Source organism: Scandinavium sp. (assembly GCF_032012665.1).
Classification (GTDB): domain Bacteria; phylum Pseudomonadota; class Gammaproteobacteria; order Enterobacterales; family Enterobacteriaceae; genus Scandinavium.
On record NZ_DALZVG010000011.1, the window covers coordinates 1 to 18,705 of the forward strand.

15 protein-coding genes and 2 pseudogenes are annotated in these 18,705 nt (G+C 51.6%); all 17 read left to right on the top strand.

What is annotated here, in order from left to right; all coding sequences use genetic code 11:
• Positions 1-1,292, top strand: a pseudogene (locus tag RTU33_RS10995) (hydroxyethylthiazole kinase); the annotation flags it as partial.
• Between the two features lie 346 nt (positions 1,293-1,638).
• On the top strand, positions 1,639-2,229 hold the full coding sequence (locus RTU33_RS11000; RefSeq protein ID WP_312627316.1) for a hypothetical protein: 591 nt from the start codon (positions 1,639-1,641) through the stop codon (positions 2,227-2,229).
• Positions 2,230-2,257: 28 nt separating this feature from the next.
• Positions 2,258-2,443, top strand: a pseudogene (locus tag RTU33_RS11005) (M23 family peptidase); the annotation flags it as partial.
• A 57-nt stretch (positions 2,444-2,500) separates the two neighbouring features.
• The gene (locus RTU33_RS11010; RefSeq protein WP_312627317.1) at positions 2,501-3,055 is read left to right on the top strand and encodes a hypothetical protein; all 555 of its coding nucleotides are present in this window, start codon (positions 2,501-2,503) and stop codon (positions 3,053-3,055) included.
• 97 nt (positions 3,056-3,152) lie between these two features.
• Positions 3,153-4,361, top strand: coding sequence for a hypothetical protein (locus RTU33_RS11015; protein ID WP_312627318.1), 1,209 nt, complete (start codon positions 3,153-3,155; stop codon positions 4,359-4,361).
• Positions 4,358-7,840, top strand: coding sequence for an ImcF-related family protein (locus tag RTU33_RS11020; RefSeq protein ID WP_312627319.1), 3,483 nt, complete (start codon positions 4,358-4,360; stop codon positions 7,838-7,840). Before RTU33_RS11015 ends, RTU33_RS11020 begins: the two co-directional genes overlap by 4 nt.
• A complete protein-coding gene (tssA, locus tag RTU33_RS11025; RefSeq protein WP_312627320.1) occupies positions 7,840-9,441 on the top strand; it encodes a type VI secretion system protein TssA in 1,602 nt (533 codons plus the stop codon). The genes RTU33_RS11020 and tssA overlap by 1 nt, the downstream gene beginning before the upstream one ends.
• 30 nt (positions 9,442-9,471) lie before the next feature.
• A complete protein-coding gene (locus tag RTU33_RS11030; RefSeq protein WP_312627322.1) occupies positions 9,472-10,737 on the top strand; it encodes a PAAR domain-containing protein in 1,266 nt (421 codons plus the stop codon).
• A 3-nt stretch (positions 10,738-10,740) separates the two neighbouring features.
• Positions 10,741-11,178, top strand: coding sequence for a DUF1240 domain-containing protein (locus tag RTU33_RS11035; protein WP_312627324.1), 438 nt, complete (start codon positions 10,741-10,743; stop codon positions 11,176-11,178).
• A gap of 499 nt (positions 11,179-11,677) precedes the next feature.
• Positions 11,678-13,432 carry a type VI secretion system baseplate subunit TssF gene (tssF, locus tag RTU33_RS11040; protein WP_312627325.1) on the top strand — a complete coding sequence of 585 codons (1,755 nt, stop codon included), beginning with the start codon at positions 11,678-11,680 and terminating at the stop codon, positions 13,430-13,432.
• The gene (gene tssG, locus RTU33_RS11045) at positions 13,396-14,481 is read left to right on the top strand and encodes a type VI secretion system baseplate subunit TssG (protein WP_312627326.1); all 1,086 of its coding nucleotides are present in this window, start codon (positions 13,396-13,398) and stop codon (positions 14,479-14,481) included. The genes tssF and tssG overlap by 37 nt, the downstream gene beginning before the upstream one ends.
• A complete protein-coding gene (gene tssJ / locus RTU33_RS11050) occupies positions 14,459-15,004 on the top strand; it encodes a type VI secretion system lipoprotein TssJ (protein WP_312627327.1) in 546 nt (181 codons plus the stop codon). Before tssG ends, tssJ begins: the two co-directional genes overlap by 23 nt.
• Positions 15,004-15,459 carry a type VI secretion system baseplate subunit TssE gene (tssE, locus tag RTU33_RS11055; protein ID WP_312627328.1) on the top strand — a complete coding sequence of 152 codons (456 nt, stop codon included), beginning with the start codon at positions 15,004-15,006 and terminating at the stop codon, positions 15,457-15,459. The genes tssJ and tssE overlap by 1 nt, the downstream gene beginning before the upstream one ends.
• A gap of 55 nt (positions 15,460-15,514) precedes the next feature.
• A complete protein-coding gene (locus tag RTU33_RS11060; protein WP_312627330.1) occupies positions 15,515-15,964 on the top strand; it encodes a hypothetical protein in 450 nt (149 codons plus the stop codon).
• A 37-nt stretch (positions 15,965-16,001) separates the two neighbouring features.
• Positions 16,002-17,345, top strand: a complete 1,344-nt coding sequence (locus tag RTU33_RS11065; RefSeq protein WP_312627331.1) for a VasL domain-containing protein — start codon at positions 16,002-16,004, stop codon at positions 17,343-17,345.
• Between the two features lie 303 nt (positions 17,346-17,648).
• Positions 17,649-17,927 (top strand): cell division protein DrpB, encoded by a 279-nt coding sequence (drpB, locus tag RTU33_RS11070; protein WP_312627333.1) that lies wholly within the window; start codon positions 17,649-17,651, stop codon positions 17,925-17,927.
• 51 nt (positions 17,928-17,978) lie between these two features.
• On the top strand, positions 17,979-18,674 hold the full coding sequence (locus RTU33_RS11075) for a phosphohydrolase (RefSeq protein WP_312627482.1): 696 nt from the start codon (positions 17,979-17,981) through the stop codon (positions 18,672-18,674).
• Positions 18,675-18,705: the final 31 nt, after the last annotated feature.

The following is an 18,705-nucleotide window of genomic DNA, read 5'->3' on the forward strand; positions in this document are numbered from 1 at the left end:
CGGTGATATCCATTTTTATCTGCCAGCAGGGACAAAGTTTTACGACAAGGCACCGACAGATAACAGCATTTCCACAACAGGTATTTCTGAACGCTATAGAAGTAATGCGCCTCTGTATGCCAGCATGACCCTGGCGCAAGGCAACTGTACGATGGTGACCCGACAGAAGAATACGCAGACTGACGGGAAGTATGCTCTGCTGGGAGAGCCGCTGATTAACGCCGATGGTGAAGATTACGAATATAACCTTTATAAAACCGCGATGCGGAATTACAAGGAGAGCCCGAGTGCCGGGTTCGAATTACTTCGTTTTGGGCGGGTTATCAATACGGAAAATGAAACGCTGGTTCCGGCAGATGCACCATTATGGATGACAGTCAGGTATCCAGATGGAACAGGGGTGGTCAATCTTGCCGCTCCCGATATCAAAAAGTTTAGCGATGCAGATTTCCCCCACTGGACAGGATGGCTGCTGGTTGATGATGACAACGATACACACAGTCAGTGTAATTCGGCGATCATCAGAAAGTTGCAGGAAGAAGGCACGTATGAAGCTCAAAGCAACAGGCTTATCTGCTGTTTACCATTCGAGTGGGAAAAAAGCACAATAGATGCCAGATATAAATGGTTGATGACCGGTCTACCCTGGGAGCAGTGTACTTCAGAAAAAACGGCTATATGGATGGTCCCGGGGACGCAGGAAAAAAAGGACCGCGTTCTGATGAGTGAGGAGGATTATGGCAAGTTCAAACAGCACGCAGAAGCGCTGTTTTGATTCTGGTTCACTCGGTAGCGGAAGGCTGTGGCATTTTGAGTCAGAGGCATTTATTTCCCATTTTCGTAAATTTAATTGGTTGAGTGAGCAGGATTTTGTAAGAACGATTAGAAAAACTGTGAAGAATGAATCTACATTAAGAGAAGAAGGGCGACTGACGGAAAAAACCGTCATTGAGTATCTTAATCAACAAAAAGAAAAATCGTCAGGAGCAATAATTCGCCCATCAGAAATGAGAAAAAGCCTAGCATTGGCAATGAGAAAATTTGGTGTGAATAGCACAATGCGATTAGCTCATTTTCTTTCACAAATATATTGCGAAACGGGCCGAGTGAGCGAATGTGAAGAAAAAGGGAAAGACTCATATTTTGATAAATATGAACCTGAGTTTGATGCGAAGCATAATAATAAAAACGAACTCGCGGAAAAACTTGGAAACGATCAAGTTGGCGATGGCATCAAGTTTAAAGGCCGTGGAATTATACAGCTTACAGGTAGGACTAACTATAAATTATATGGTGAATATAAGGGTGATGCCACGAAGTTCATAAGTTCAGCTAGTGCGGAAAATTTAATATCATCATCTTATTATTGCTGTGATGCAGGTGGGTTTTATTGGATTCAGAAGCAAAGAATGAAGATGCAAAATAAAAAAATAGTTAAATGGGGCGCGTTGAGTATACATTATTGGTCCGATCAGGGTGCTACATACGCAGAAGTTAAAGCGGTAACAAAGTGTGTTAATGGTGGGAGCAATGGATTAGATGGTATCCGATGGCCTTGCTTTGAACACGCATTTTATGCTTTAAATGATAGTATTTCTGCAAATGATAATGTGAAGTTTTTAAGCTGAAGGTGCTAATATGAAAGTTAAAATTTTGGCTGCCATTTTTACAATTGGAATGGTTATTAATGCTTATGCAAAAAACATTGATTTTTGTAAGACGATAGAGTTCTATGCCGGAGATTTTAATTACGCCCTCATTGAAAAAGCATCTTCTAATTCTGACTGTCGTGATAAACCTGTTCCAATACATTACAAAGGGATAAAAGATATGTTCAGCCTTACCTCAGAGGCAAGTCCCACTGGTGGAGCAAGCTATCTGACATGGGATGAATCAAATAAAACGTATAGCTATGATAAAGATGAATTAAATAATACAATACATGACATTGTAAAGCAGAGTGACAATAATAAATACATTGAGGAATTAAATCCGATTGTAAAAATAAAATTCACTCCAAAGGGTAATGGAGGCGTGGTTGTTTCTGATATTGTCTTTGAGGATAAAAATAGCAAACCGATAAGCATTGTCAGAGATATATATTTTTATTCGCAAGATGATTATGCAGCAGTATACAGCTCCGCTCCAATAAGATTCTCTCAGAAGAATGAGATTTATTTTCTAGGAAAAGTTGAATCACTTTTTGAATCAATGAATATAAATTGGTGAGGATGTGAGGTGATTTGATTGCGACTGATTTTATCTACCAGCAGGGACAAAGTTTTACGACAAGGCACCGGCAGATAACAGCACTTCCACAACAGGTATTTCTGAACGCTATACAAGTAATGCGCCTCTGTATGCCAGCATGACTCTGGCGCAAGGCAGCTGTACGATGGTAACGCGCCAGAAAAATACGCAGGTTGACGGGAAGTATGATCTAAATAAAAGGTCAATCAAGGGGAGGTGTTGATTATGTCGTTGCTGCTGGGAGTGAATAATGATGTTCAAAAAAATTCTCACCGCGATTAGTGGATTGATATCAAATTTTATCTTTTACATTCTCGGTGTGTTTTTATTTACAACTTATTGTCTTGCAAGTGATAATGTTGACAAAGAATCCATTTCAATGTGCGCTATGATTCGCGCTAATGCAATTTCTGATGTTTATGAAATTATGAGCACTAAAACTAGCAAAGATAATTCATACATTCTTCTAACGAGTGTCAGTGAAGTAAATTATTCTTGGGGGGACGACAGGTTAGCAATCGATGGGCATGCTTATATTTTAAATGACACTCTTTTAAAATTAGGTTCATTGGTTATATTTAGCATGAAAAATGGCAAGCCAACTGATGAAGTCATATATTTAAGAAAGTCTAATCGTGGAGTTGGTGGGGTATTTTATCGTGGTATTGCTAAAGATGGATTGCCTGAAGTAAATGCTATGTATATTAATGGCCTAGGCCGAGTTAGCCATTTTAATGTAAGTGCAAGCCCTGAATGCCTGAGCCATTTCCCTAAAAGTGTTTTGTCCAGGGTATCTACTGAGTAGAGATCTTGGCGATGCATTATTAAACCAAATTTTATTACGATGAGAGTTTCTCATAATTATAAAATTAGTTTGTGGTGCTTTCATATCGAGATAATTAATGTCGTATTCCCTTAAGCATCTTCCAGAACGTTATCCACGACCAGCCCCTCCCAAAACTGCTCGTTGGGTTGCTGTCCTGGTAGCTATGTTGATCATCAGCGTGATCTTCATGCGCATATTCGGGCGATACATCGATAACAACCACTTTTGGTTGGTCGCTATTGGTACTCCCGTTGTTATTTGGATTGTAACTTTCAGTTTTCGCATGTGGGTCTGGTCATTACAGGATAGTAAAGCGAATGGTTTTGACCTGCGTCGGGAGCAATGGATCTTAAGTGAGACCCGTAGGGCACGTCGTGCGCTTCAGGTATTGAGTACGACATTTATTACTGCCCATCCAGAAGATGAACAAGCTTCTGCTGCAGTTGAAATGCTAAATAATCAAAGCATTATCATTTCTCAATCGGACTGGAAGGGCGATAAAAGCAAGAGGCTGAGTCGTATTACGGCAGAGCCAGAAGATACTCCTGGGTTAGTCGTCTCACGCCTGATTTCTGAGCTCATTGCTGATCTGCCAGTCGGCCAGTTCCCGGAGAATGTCTCATTGGCTGTCATGCTTGATGTTTCGTCAGCTCTGCCATTCCCTATAGTTCGAGAGATTTGGCAGAAAGCCTGGCAGGAAAGTGGCATAGCCTGCGCAGTTGAGTACGTAGACAGTAATGGGCCGGAGGCAGTCAAATACTGGCTGGATAACCGCATTAAAGATGAGGGGATGCTATTGATTGTTGGCCTACAGGTTGCTCCGGTTGTATCAGACAAAACCGCAGAAGCAGCCGTTGCGCTCCTTCTTGGCAACCGGCTGACGCAGGAGGCTCTGGAACCCCTCGCGTTACTACATCGGCCAGATGCTGCCCCATCAGGAGAACTGAGAGAAGGGATGAAGATGGCTGCTTATAACGTTCCGATCGAAGAAAATATCGTTAAAAATTTATGGCTTGCCGGACTAACTGGCGCGCAGCGCGCAGAAGTGATCGAGTGTCAAAATGCACACCCAGCGCAATCGGTAGAGAACGAAGCCGTTGTTTCACTTGATACGTCCATGGGACATGCCGGAGCCGCAGCCCCCTGGTTGGCCATTGCTGCCGCAACAGAGATTGCCCAACAAACCCAGCTCCCGCAGATGATTATCTGCGGTGACACCACACAGAATGTGCTTTGGAGCACGCTCGTTACCCCGATTGCTTCCCGACAGGAGATGGATCCGTGAAGCTACCCCTGGCACCAAAGACTACGGAAGGCCGCTATCTTGCTGTCGCATTGATTCTTTTTTTGCTATTAGGCGCTATGACCTTCGTGGTCTGGAAGCATCCCGATCTCGCCGGACTTGCGGAGGGAAGCCAGCAGCAGATTTACTGGCTTATCGCGGGTGGATGTATTACGGGTTGCGCATTTCTCGTATCGGTTGTTCTACTGGTTGCGCTACGCAGTGCCGGCAAACAGGAGTTTGATGCGCTTGTCGCTGGCACCACTGGCGATGATGAGAAAAAGAAACGGGAAAGTGAAAAGGAACCTGCTCATCCGGCTGTCACTATGTGTGCAAGCATTCGCCGTCATTTGCGCTCTCGTCTTGGTTTTTTCTGGCGCCACAAAGTCCGCCTTTTACTTATCGCTGGCGACGAAGCAGCCATCGAACAACTGGCACCCGGCCTGCAACAACAGCAGTGGCTTGAAGGCAACCGTACCGTTCTGATTTACGGCGGCAGTCTGACCGCTGAGCCCGATAAGGAAAAATACACCGCGCTGCGTAAACTGCGTCGCGGACTTCCGCTGGACGGTATTGTACGCGTCATGCCGCAGTCACTTAATCTGACCCCACAAATCAGCGACAACGATTTACGCGGACTGGAAAAAATCAGTGAGCTGCTCCGTTATTCCGCCCCGGTCTGGCTGTGGCAGCTGTGCGACAGCAAGTGGTCGCAGGCAAAACGCACTGAACAGACGGTAGGGGCCAGTTTCCCGCTGCGTGCAAAAGATGACGATGTTACCCGTCAGCTTGAGTTGATGCTGCCGGCGCTGCGGGAGCAGGGCATGAGCCAGGTCGCTGAGAACAACAGCCATGACTTCCTGCTGCGTCTTGGACAGTACCTGAAAGAGGGGGGGATTGTCCGCTGGGCTCAGCAACTGGCGCCATGGTTGGCGGCCTCCCAGCAGCGTGTTCCTCTGCGTGGTCTGATGTTCAGCCTGCCGGAGGATAAACTTGCTGATAAGTCTGAGGGAACAACTGGTGCTGTACCTGCTGACACTGAGAAATACGTCCCGGAGCTACAGCGTCATGCGTTGACCCTACCGGTAACCTGGCAGGGCATTGTGGATGACTGCTCCCATGTTCGCGGCCGCCGTGTCGGTATGGCCTGGGAGCAGACCTTTGCCTGGACGCTGATGGCCATCATCGGTATTTGGGGAGTGGGAACACTGCTGTCGTTCGCGGTGAACCGCCTGCAGATAGTTTCTGTCGCTGAGCAGGCTCATGCCCTGGTGGAGCATCCTTCCGTTTCGGATTTCCAACTGACGGCTCTGCATTCCTTGCGTAATGATGCCGGTCGCCTGCAGCACCGTATTCAGGAAGGCGCACCCTGGTATCAGCGCTTTGGTCTGGATCATAATCAGCAGCTGCTCGACGCCATGCTGCCCTGGTACGGCGTAGCGAACAATCGCCTGATACGCGACCCGGCAAATGCCGCACTGACGCAGAAGCTCAGCGCGCTGGCAAACTCCGCTCCCAACAGCGACCAGCGCGCACAGCTCGCGAAACCGGGTTATGACCAGCTGAAAGCCTGGCTAATGATGTCCCGTCCGGATAAAGCCGACGGTGCGTTTTACGCCCGGACCATGAAAAGCGTGCAGCCGACGCGGATGGGGATTTCAACAGGCCTGTGGCAGAGCCTGTCACCGGACCTGTGGGCGTTCTACATTGCGGAACTGCCAAAGCAGCCGCAGTGGAAAATTACGCCGGATGCGCAACTGGTCAGCCAGAGCCGCCAGGTGCTGTTGCAGCAGATTGGCCGCCGCAATGCTGAAAGTACGCTGTATGAAAATATGCTCAAGTCAGTGCGTCGTAACTTTGCCGATGTGTCACTGGAGGACATGACGAGCGGCACCGATGCCCGTCGTCTCTTCACTACTGATGAAGTTGTGCCGGGGATGTTCACCCGTCAGGCATGGGAAGGGGGAATTCAGCAGGCTATCGAGAAAGCGGCGAATTCGCGCCGTGATGAAATCGACTGGGTTCTGAGCGACAGCCGGAAATCCATTTCTGCGGATCTGTCGCCGGACGCGCTGAAAGCCCGTCTGACCCAGCGTTACTTCACTGACTTTGCTGGCAGTTGGTTGGGTTTCCTCAACAGCCTGCACTGGAACCCGGCGAACAATATTGCCGACGTCACCGATCAGCTAACGCTAATGAGCGACGTGCGGCAGTCACCGATGATTGCCCTGATGAATACCCTCGCCTGGCAAGGCCAGACCGGGCAGCAGGCTGAAGGGCTGTCGGATTCTCTTATCAAGTCCGCGAAAGATCTTATCGGCAGTAAAGATAAGCCGGCTATCGATCAGAACGCTGCCGGGCCGCAGGGGCCGCTGGATGAAACCTTCGGGCCGCTTCTTCAGCTTCTGGGCAAAAATAAAGCCAGCAACGTAATGTCTGCAGACAGCACGCTGAGTCTGCAAACCTACCTGACCCGTATCACACGTGTGCGTCTACGCCTGCAACAGGTGGCAAGCGCTTCCGATCCGCAGGAGATGATGCAAACACTGGCCCAGACGGTGTTCCAGGGCAAAAGCGTCGATCTGACCGATACCCAGCAGTACGGCAGCCTGGTGGCGGCAAGCCTTGGTGAAGAGTGGAGCGGGTTTGGCCGCACGATGTTTGTGCAGCCGCTGACTCAGGCCTGGGAAACGGTTTTGCAGCCTTCAGCGGCCAGCCTCAATGACCGCTGGAGTCGTTCTGTTGTGGCGAACTGGCGTACTGCCTTCGACGGTCGTTTCCCGTTCGCGGTGAGCAAGAGCGACGCTTCCCTGCCGATGCTGGCAGAGTTTATCCGTAAAGACACTGGACGCATCGACCGCTTCCTGACCACGGAGCTCAGTGGGGTGCTGCACAAAGAAGGCAGCAAGTGGGTGCCTGATAGCGCACACAGCCAGGGGCTGACATTTAATCCAGAGTTCCTCAAAGCGGTGAATCAACTGAGTCAGCTGTCCGATATCCTGTTTACCGATGGCAGCCAGGGCATCAGTTTTGAACTACAGGCGCGTCCGGTGCCGCAGGTGGTGGAAACTCAGCTGACCATCGACGGACAAAAGCTGCATTACTTTAACCAGATGGCCGACTGGCAGTCATTCCGCTGGCCGGGGGATACCTACAAGCCTGGAACCATGCTGACCTGGACTTCAACCAGCGCAGGAGCCCGTTTGTTCGGCGACTACAGCGGCACATGGGGCTTTATTCGCTGGCTGGATCAGGGCAAGCGCCAGCAGCTTGACCGCAGCCAGTGGATGATGAGTTTTACCGCGCAGGATGGCCGGACTTTGCAGTGGGTGCTGCGTTCACAGCTGGGTAAAGGCCCGCTGGCGCTGCTGGAGCTGCGCGGTTTCACTCTGCCGGAGCAAATATTCAGCGTCGACAGTGCGGCCACGGCGCAGGTGCTGATGGCTAACACGGGAAACAGTGACATGGAGGGTGTTGAATAATGAGCACACTGCAGAATCTGGTTGCTGCCTGCCTGGTGGACGAAACCCACTTGCGACAACAGGCGCAGTCTCGCACGGAAAACTGGCAGCACTGGCTTGCCCCGGTGAATGATGCCACTCCGACCGGAGAAGACCCGGGATATGATGATGATTTTCAGCGTATCCGTGAGGAGGTCAATAAACTTTCCGGCGTTGATACCGGGCTGATATGCACGCTTGCTGAAAAATTACTGACTACCACGGCCAAAGATATCCGGGTTGCCACCTATTATTGCTGGGCGCGTCTGCATCAGGACGGAGAAGCCGGTTTTGCTGAAGGGCTTGAACTGCTGGCGGGGTTACTGCAGCGCTATGGAACGCAGCTTCATCCGCAGCGTGAGCGGAGCCGTAAATCCGCGCTGGAATGGCTGGCGGGCTCTCGCGTGCTCGACAGCCTCTCGTTCTGGCCGGAAGTGGTGCGCGACGATGCTCTGCGCACTGCTGGTGCGCTGCTGCTTATGCGTGGCAGCCTGGAGGCTGAGCCGGAAGCGTCGCAGCCGGAGCTGAATGCCCTGTACGCCGCGCTGGAATCCCGTCTGATGAAGGCCGGCGGTGTGAATGCAGTGGTTCCGCAAAACGCCAGCAGCAAGTCTCATTCAGAAGTCTCATTGCACATGACAGAGCATGATGCGCCGCTTCTGAATCGCATCACGTCCGGTCAGGATCTGCTGACCCAGGCCCGAACGCTGACGGGGTATCTGCGTGAACAACCCAATGGCTGGCTTGCCGCACACAGGCTGATGAAAAGCCTGCGTCATGACACGCTGAGTGCTATCCCAGCACCGGACGCGGAGGGAAAAACGCGCATTGAACCGCCGCGGGCTGACCAGCGGGCCATGCTCAAACGCCTTTACCTTCAGCAAAGTTGGCTGGAGATACTGGAGCAGGCAGATAGCGCCTTTTCGCGTGGCGCCAATCACCTCTGGCTGGATCTGCAATGGTATATCCATCAGGCGCTGGTCAAATCGGGCCAGGATGTACTGGCCGACATCATCACCGCTGACCTGAAAGGGTTGCTGCGCCGTCTCACCGGGCTTGAAACGCTGGCCTTTAACGACGGCACGCCGTTTGCCGATGAGGTCACGCTGAACTGGATAAACCAGAGCGTGCTGGACGACCTGTCTGGCTGGCGGGATGAGCACGTCAGTGCCGTTACTGAGGCTGATAACGATATTCTGGCCCTCGAGTCGGAAGCGCTGGAGAAAGCCGACGCGGAGGGGCTTGATGCTACCCTCCACTGGCTGCAGACGCGTCCGGGGGCGGACTCCACGAAAGACAAATGGTTGCTACGTCTTCTGATGGCCCGCGTGGTCGAGCAAAAGGGCAAGAATGAACTGGCACTGCATTTGCTGGGTGAACTCGATAGTGCTGCACGGTCAATCACACTCACTCAGTGGACACCAGCACTGCTGTTTGAGGTGAAATCTCGCCGCCTCAGACTGCTACGCATGAAAGCTACACGCAGTGAAAGCGATAAATTACGGCTTCAGCCTGAGATGGACTTGCTCCTGGCGGGGTTGATTGCGCTCGATCCGGCAAGCAGTGCAGTGCTTTGTGGGTAACCCGGACTGAATTCAGCTAAAGGGAAAAATATGGCAACAGAAGGCTTTTATCTGGTGCAGGGCGACAAGACGACCTGCGGCGGGAAAATTACCACGGGCGCAGAGGATCACACTCTGTTTGATAAACCTGTGGCCCGGGAGCAGGACAGTGTGACCTGCGGAAAACATGCGGGGCTTTACAAGATAGCTGGTGGCATCGACAACGATACCATTCACGGCAGAAGAATGGCCGGAACCCTCGACAGCTACAGTACCTGCCCCTGTAAGGCAAAGTTTATTCCGTCGATGATGGATGATACGTACGAGAAGAGCAGTGGGGCTTCCGCTGCAGAACCAGCAGCAGGCTTTGCAGCACCTGTGCAAACTTCGCAAGAATTGCCGAGTTATCTGACCGGTAAGCAAAAGCCAACTGGGTTTGTACCTGATTATCCAGTTTTACGGAATACTCATGATTCACCTGATGGTAATTTGAGGGCTATGCTAAGGCAAACTAATCAGGATGTGATGCTGCTCACTCTTCCAGAATCTTTCGAAATATTGTCCTCGTGGGGGGCATGGAAACACGGATGGGTAGCAATAACAGAAAGTGACCCCGGACAAATAGTTGTAAATTATGGAACAAACATCAAGGATGTTGTGACTGCATCCATGTTGATCAACCAATTGGGAAGCTTCAGCATAAAAGCAACAACATATGTAAACCGCAACGGTACAGAACTGATAAAAATAAGTGGTTATCCTGGTGTAAGGAAGATATTGAATGCGCCTGTGTTTGCGGCTAAAAATCCAAAGATTGTTGATTTGGGAATTGGTAAATATGGGTTTGCAAAATCTATTGTTGAAGGAGCACGGCTGACATTTTATGTCGCAGCCGCTTACAGGACTCTTGATTTCATTTTGAACGATGAGAGGTCTTTAGCTGAATTCATAGGGTCTCTGGCTACTGATGTAGTGAAAATCGGCATTGTATCAGTAGTCACATTTGTCGTTGGAAGTGTCGTAGTAACCCCGTTGATTGCATTTAACCTTGTAATAGTCATTGGCGTTGGATTTTTTGCTGCCTGGGGTTTAAATAAGCTGGACCAGAAGTTTGGTGTGACAGACAAAGTAGTTGAGTACATTGATGCGGCTCAACAAGAATTTGCTGAAAAAGCCAGAGAAATGGAAGATGGTTTTTGGGACTTAGGTGCTATGCTTGCAGAACAAATGTTAATAAAAGGCAAGAAAATTATAGAGTCAGAGATTAGAAGTTATTTGAGGGACTCAATTGACGACATTACCAAGAGGATATACTAACATATGACAAAAAAAACCAATGCTGTTTTTTCAACTCTTATATTGTTGGTTGTTTCTATTCTGTCGTTTTATTTTTGGTTGAGCGAGGTCTTTGATTATCTCGAATTTCATGATGAGATTATTTTTTCGTGGATGTCATTAAGTCTTATATCCATACCAATTATGTTTGCGTTTCCTTTATACTGGTTTTTCCTTTCGCTCCGATATGAGCAAGAATTTGCACTTAAAAAAATGAATAAAATTATGCCACTTTTCAAGTATATGTGTGTGTTTGCGTTTGTTTTGTCATGTACTATTTCGTTTGGCTATTTGTCAACACTAAAAAGCAAAGGTTACATTCTTTGCTCAGGAGTCCCCTCTGGATGGACACCCGGAACGGCCAGCAAGTATGTAGTAGATAAAAAGTTATGTTTCAGTCCGGGTTGGCGGAATGAAAGATAGAATTCGTGCATTTTTCGTTATAGTGATCATTCTTGGGTCGTGTACTCTGAGCTTTTATCTTGGGAAAGGTATATTTAAAGAATATTCCAGCTTTGGTGATGAAATTGTTTTTTCATGGTTAACCGTTGCTTTGGTTGTGTTGCCTTTCGTGATGATATTCCCACTGGCCTATTTTATTCTGGTTCTGTTCATGGGGAAAGAGTTTGCTTTCAGGAAGATGTATTACTGTGTCGTTTATTTAAAATAGGGTTGCATTGCTATTGTTATACTGGGTCTGTTGTACTCCATCCTCTATCCAAAAGAGCTGATTAGCAGAGGATATGTACGCTGTAATGATATTCCATCGGGCTGGATGCCAGGCACAGCCACTCGTTATGTAAAAGAAACATTCTCCTGCAAACCATATTGATGAGCGACCTTTTCTATTTGAAGTCGCCTGTCGGTTTTTGGAATTCTCTTAATCGCTCATCACGCAGCAATTAACTAAGCAGAAATAAATATGGATGACTTAACCCTGCGTTATTACGACGCTGAAATGCGCTACCTGCTTGAAGCAGGTGAAGAGTTTGCCCGGGCTCACCCTGACCGGGCGGCAATGCTTAATCTCGATAAAGCGGGCGCGCGCGACCCGTACGTGGAGCGGCTTTTCGAGGGCTTTGCCTTCCTGATGGGCCGTCTTCGTGAGAAGCTCGATGACGATCTGCCGGAACTGACCGAAGGGCTGGTTAGCCTGCTGTGGCCGCATTATCTGCGTACCATTCCGTCAATGTCGGTGGTGGAGTTCACCCCTGACTGGCGCGAAATGAAAGAGCAGATGCGCATCGCCAAAGGTTTTGAGGTGAACTCGCGGCCAATCGGGGAAAAGGGCACCCGCTGCCGGTATACAACCACCAAAGAGATCGAGCTTCAGCCGCTGTCGCTTGACAGTGCCCGTCTGGCAACCGATCCGGATGGCCGCTCGGTCATCACATTGCGCTTCAGCTGCAGCCATCTTGCTGACTGGACCCGCGTCGCTCTCAGCCAGCTCCCGTTCTATTTTAACGCCGACGCACCGCTGGCCTGCGCGATGCATGAAGCCTTCACCATGAACGTGGCCCGACTTTGGCTGCGGATGCCGGGTGATGTGGACAGAAGACCGCTCGACGGGTATTTCACCGCGCTTGGCTTTGGTGATGACGACGATCTGTGGCCGAAAGGGAGCAGCAGTTTTAGCGGTTACCAGCTGCTGCTGGAGTATTTCACCTTCCGCGAGAAATTCATGTTCACCGGCCTGCGTGGGCTGGAAAACGTGGAATTCCCGGCTGAGCTCCCCTGGTTTGAAATTGATGTGGTGCTGGCGGAACGCTGGGAGCATGACTTCAGCTTTACCGAAAAGCATCTGCGCCTGAACTGCGTTCCGGTGATTAACCTGTTCCCGCTGGAATCTGACCCGCTCACGCTCAACTCTCTGCAAACCGAATACATGCTGCGCCCGATGCGCGTGCAGGATGGTCACACCGAGATTTACGCCGTGGACTCGGTGATGTCATCCAGCCAGCATACCTACGTGCCGTTCTCCAGCTTCCGTCATAAAGGCGGGATGATGCGACACGAAGCGCCTGAATATTACTATCACACTCGCGTGCGCCGGGGCCCGTCAGGGCTGCATAACACCTGGCTTATCCTCGGTGGCGAAGCGTTTGATAACCACACGGTGCCGGAGGACGAAAGCCTGTCGCTGACGCTCACCGGCACCAACGGGCAGCTACCGCGCAGGGCGTTGCAAAGTACCGTGCTCGATACGCTAATGAAAACCACCTCGGCCAGTATTGCCGTCCGTAACCTGTGTGCGCCGACGCTACCCTGTTATCCCCCGGCGCAGGACCGTTTTCACTGGCGCGTGCTGAGCCACCTCGGGAGCGGTTTCCTGTCGATGATGGATAATGCCGATGTGCTGCGCGGTACCCTGGCGCTGTATGAATGGACCGACAGCGAGATGAACCGCCGCCGCCTGGAAGCGATTATCGACGTGAAGCACAGTGAAACGGAGCGCTTTGAGCAGGGTTACCTGGTCCGCGGTGTGCAGATTGAGGTGACGCTCGACAGCCACGGCTTTGCCGGTCGCGGGGATATCTGCCTGTTTGGTGAGATGCTGAGTCGCTTCTTTGCGCTGTACACCGATATCTATCTGTTTAACCGCCTGATTATTATTCTGCAACCGACCGGAGAACGCCTGGAATGGGAAGAGAAGCACAATCGCCGCATTCCCGGTTGACCCCGCGGCTCGAGGCTGACCTTAACCGGATAAACTTTTACCGCTTCTGCCAGTTGCTGGAGAAGATGAATCCGGGCAAACCACTGATGGGCTCAACCAGCCATCCTGGTGACGATCCGGTGCGGTTTGTGCCGCACCCGGGGATGGGCTTTCCGGCGAGCGAACTGAAAGCCGTCGAATACGATGAAGAGGATGACAGCAAGCCGCCGGTCGTTCGTACCACCTTTATGGGCATGTATGGGGTGGATTCCCCGTTGCCCACAGCCTATCTCGATGACATCACCCAACGTCGTGAAGGGCATGAGGCGCTGCAGGGCTTCCTCGACATCTTCAGCCATCGCATCCTGACCCAGTTTTACCGCATCTGGCGTAAATACTCCTATCCGGCCACGTTTGAACCCGGCGGCACCGACGCTATTTCTCAGTCGTTGCTGGGCCTGGTGGGGCTGGGCATTCCTGGCACAGCGAATCACATCGCCACGCCAGTATCGCGCTTTCTGGCGCTGCTCGGCGTACTGCGGCAGCCGGGAAAAACCCAGGAGGGCATGCAGGCACTGGTAACCCTGCTGGCCCCGGATACCACCGTGAAAGTTAGCCCTTACTGCCTGCGACCGGTGGAAATCAGCCAGCCTTTAGGCTTTTACGCTGATGATGATTTCCTGCTTGATGGCAATACGCCATTGGGTGAGGAAGCGATGGATGCGAATAGCCAACTGCTGATTGCACTCTCGACGAATAATGAACGGGAAGTGCAGGGCTGGAAGCCAGACGGGCTGTTGTATCAGGACTTTCTGGTGATGCTGCGGGTGTATCTGGGATGGCGCTTTAAGGCAAAAATCCACCTGACGGTCAGCACTCGTCTGCTGACGCCTCCTCCGCTCGGCGAAGGGGCATTCTGGCTCGGGATGAATGGCGTGTTGGGCGCCGGGGAGGCTGAGCTTTCTGATGACATTCCTGAGACCTTTACGACTGAGCTGGGTTATTACAGCGGCCTGCAGTCCGCAACACCACAACAAGGAAACCGACGTGTTACGTACAAGTTTGACTAAACCCGCTCTTTGGCTGCTGCCGCTGCTGGCATCTGGCCTGACAGGATGTGGCCTGACGCAAAGCGTCACCGATGGGACTAAATCCGCATTTACCTCCGTCTTTTATAAAAAAATTAAAGTGCTGCATCTGGATTTCACCGCGCGTGAGGCCCTGAACACCGATGCCCGAGAGAACAATTCTTTGTCCGAGTCAGTTGTCGTTCGCGTATATCAGCTCAGGGACAGAAAAACCTTCGATAAATCCGTCTATCAGCAGCTACTGAAAGAAGGTGAAACCGTACTGAAAGCCGATCTGTTATCCAGTCGGGATGTGGTGGTGAAACCGGGCGGTGATGCCAGCCTCGATATGCCGATGGAAGCCGATGCGCAGTTCGTGGCCGTGGTCGGGTTGTTCCGTCATCCGGATATGGAGAATAACACCTGGAAGCTGGTCATTGAGCGGGAGGAATTGGACCCTGATAAACCACGCATTCTGGAAGCCGGAAACAACCATCTGACGCTACAGCCTGTTAAGGATAAGTGATGGCCCAGGGACACAATACCCCTTCGCTGTATGAACTGCTGGCGGGCAACTTCACCGGCGGCCTCGATCTCCATCAGGTCAGCGAACAAAACCAGGTGATTTTGTCCGTGCTCGACAACATGCAGCGGATCCTCAACTGCCGCGCCGGGACGCTGGCACATTTGCCGGATTATGGCCTGCCGGATATGACCAAAATCCTGCAAGGCATGCCGGGCACCGCGCATCAGTTACTGAAGACGTTTTCCGACGTGTTGCTCAAATACGAGCCGCGCCTGAAAAGCATCAACGTCATCCTGCTCGACCAGCACATCCCCGGCGAGCTGCGCTACGCCATTGACGCCGAGCTGAAAGGCATCGGCCTTGTTCGCTACGGCACCGATTTTATGCCGGAGGGGCGGGTGCTTATTCGTCACCTCAAACGGCAGAACTACCTCGATACCAAAGCCCATTTATAGATCTTGTTCATTGGATGAAAACCACAGGGACAGCATGTCAGCCAAAGCACGATTCATGAAAAAACTCCAGCAGCAGACCCGCAGCCGGGCGTACGACAATAAAAGCCAGGCCGATATCGCCGAGTTTTGTGAGCGAATGGGCAAGCTTCAGGAAACAATGGAAAACTGGCTGACCGACACGGGAATTTCCGTAGAGGCGGTCTCCGTATCGCTGGTTGAGTTTCTGATTAGCGGCAATACGTTCAGCGTGCCGGGTATCCATTTGCGTTATGAAAACCGGGTGGTGAAGTTCACGCCGGTATTTTTGTACGGGCAGGGCGTTGTCGGCTGTGTGGAAGTGACGCTCTGTATGCAGGGGCAGATAGCCTCGCTTTACCGCCTGTTTATGCGCTCAAGCAACGATGTGAGCTGGACCTGGAGCGTCAGCGGCAACAGGGCAGCACCCCGCGTTGCTTTTAACGAAGATGCCTTTTTTGAGATGATCGGCGCGCTGTTGCCCGATTAAGCCCCGCCTTTTTCTTATCCTCAGGGATGAAATCACTATGCACGATGTACAACCCCGCCCGGTGAAAACCGGCAGTGACCCGCGCGCACTTTCTGACTTTATTGCGCTTCGCGAGGAGATGGCAAAGCTGACGCATCCGGCGCGCCCGGACGTGAACTGGCAGCAGGTGGAAGCGCTGTCGCTCTCGTTGTTTGAACTGAACGGCGTCGAGCTCCAGACCGGGGCGTGGTATACGCTCGCCCGCAGCCATCTGGCCCGCATAAATGGTCTGAATGAAGGGCTGACTATCCTGAATGCGCTGCTGAGCCATCAGTGGGCGCAGCTCTGGCCGCAGCCGGTTCATGCCCGCGCGGAAATCCTCAATGGCCTTTTTCAGCGCTTACAGAAGCTGTTTCGCACCTTTTCACTTAGCCATGGGGATTTACCGGCGCTGATACAGGCGCAAGGGCTGTTGCAGAGCATGTACGATATTCTGGCGCGTCAGGAGCTGAAGCATGCCTGTCAGACGACTCCGCTGATGCAGCAAATAAACAGCGCATTAACCCGGCTGGAAAACAGCGCTTCGCCGAACGATACGCAACCAGCAGTAACGCTTCCGCCACAGGCGCTGGCTGCGGTGCCCGCGGAAGAGGAGGCCTCACCCGTTAGCCGCCTCGTGTACGTCATACGCCCTGAACCGGAGGTAAACGTGCAGGTTGTACAGGAAACGCCACCGGCGCCGAAGCGCTGGCCGGTGTTTTTGGCGGGAGCCTGTTCCGCACTGGTTGCCGGTGCCATCGCATTAACCGGCTGGCATTATGCACACAGTGTGGACGAAGCCGCTGATGCGCTTGTTGCTTCGGTGGCACCGCTTCCTCAGCCGCTGAGCACGACACAAATCCAGGCATTACAGCAATCGAGCAAAGTCAAACCTGACCCGGCAGCCTGGCTAAAAAGGGCATCATCACAGCTGGACAGGCTGGCTTCGCTGCCGCCCGACTGGGCATACCGGTATGGCAACGGGCTGCTGGCTCAGGCAAAGGTTCTGTGGCCCGATGACCCTGAAGTGGCAGGAATGAGCAGGCAGTGGCAACAACGAATGGCCGCCAGCGCAATTTCCGATGCTTCTCTGAGTGGCTGGTATACCGGGATGCAGCAGCTGCAGCAGCTGGCAGACCGCCTCAACGCGCTGGATGGTCAAAAGGGCAAATACATTACCGTCAGTGAGCTGAAGTCGAGCGTATACGGGATGATAAACAGCTTCGGTCAGTCGATTCCGCTGGAGGAACAGTTACGCCTTCTGCAAACTCAGGAAGGCGACGCAGCGTTGGCTACACAGCAGCAGATCCTGCAGCATTTTAGTGGCCTGCAGCATAGATATTCCTCGCTGGAGCAGCCTTGATTGCTGCTTCGATACGTTTCTCTTCAGTCACAAGAGACTCTTTCGTGCCTGAAAACGTTGACAAAATCCTGCATGTCGCAGCATTTATTCTGAACAATCCAATGAGAAGTCCACGCCACAATCGTGAGCGACAGCTCCGGTGAACATTGCCAGAGATCAAATGAACGATAAGTCATTCCCTGACGAGGTCTCCGTAGGCTTTTCTGGCGGCACAACAGGGTTGTAATGTGATGAGAATCACATTTGTGGCAATGGTAAGTGAAAAATGAAACATTTCTCTGTGAAAAGGAAGGGCTTCTCTTAATGGAAGAAAGAGCTTCGCGTGGTCCCGGCGGTATGCTGGCGCTGTGGGTTTTTTATGCGTTTTGTGGCTATTTTATCTGGGCTATGCTGCGCTACTTCTGGGTGGTCAGTCAGATCGATCCCAATCCCGGTGCCATGCCTGAAGGGGAGCTCGGTTTGACCATGGGGAAATGGCTGGGCGCGCTGTTCGGTTTTCTGGTGCTGAGCGTGGTGGGAGCTATCCTCGGTGGAATCGCCTGGTACACCCGACCCCGTCGTTCTGAGCCATCGGGAAGCTGACACAAAAAGCTGCTATGCTCGCCTCTTCGTTCCGATAATGTAGAGAGGCGAATCCCCGTGCACTCCTGGCAACAGCGTTTTGAAGAGTGGTTGATGGCGCACCACATGGATGATGATGCGGCACATGATATTTCTCACTTTCGCCGCGTTTGGGCCACGGCCCAACGCTTGTCCGTCGATGACGATGTCGACGAGCTTGTGATTCTCACCGCCTGCTATTTCCATGACATCGTCAGCCTGCCGAAAAATCACCCGGAGCGCAGCAGCTCTTCACGCCTGGCGGCCCAAAAAACGCAGACGATTCTGCATGAAGATTTTCCTGACTTCCCGGAATCGCTTCTCCCCGCGGTAATGCACGCCATCGAAGCACACAGCCACAGCGCAAATATACCCCCTGAAACGCTGGAAGCGAAGATCGTTCAGGATGCCGATCGGCTGGAATCATTAGGCGCGATTGGGCTCGCCCGCGTGTTTGCGGTGGCGGGAAAACTCAATTTTTCGTTGTTCAACGCCGACGATCCTTTTGCGGATTCGCGCCCGCTAAACGATAAGCGTTATGCCCTCGATCACTTCCAGAATAAGCTTCTTGGCCTGCCTGTCACAATGCAAACGGTGAAGGGGAAAGCGCTGGCAAATCACAATGCCCGCTATCTGGTCGAGTTTATGGCAAAAATCAGCGCTGAACTGCAGGGCGATTATCTGGAGTACGATCGGGCGATTCTGGCGCGTTTTGCGCCGCCAGCCTGAGCCGGGATCGGGAAACTGTGTTACTCTCAGA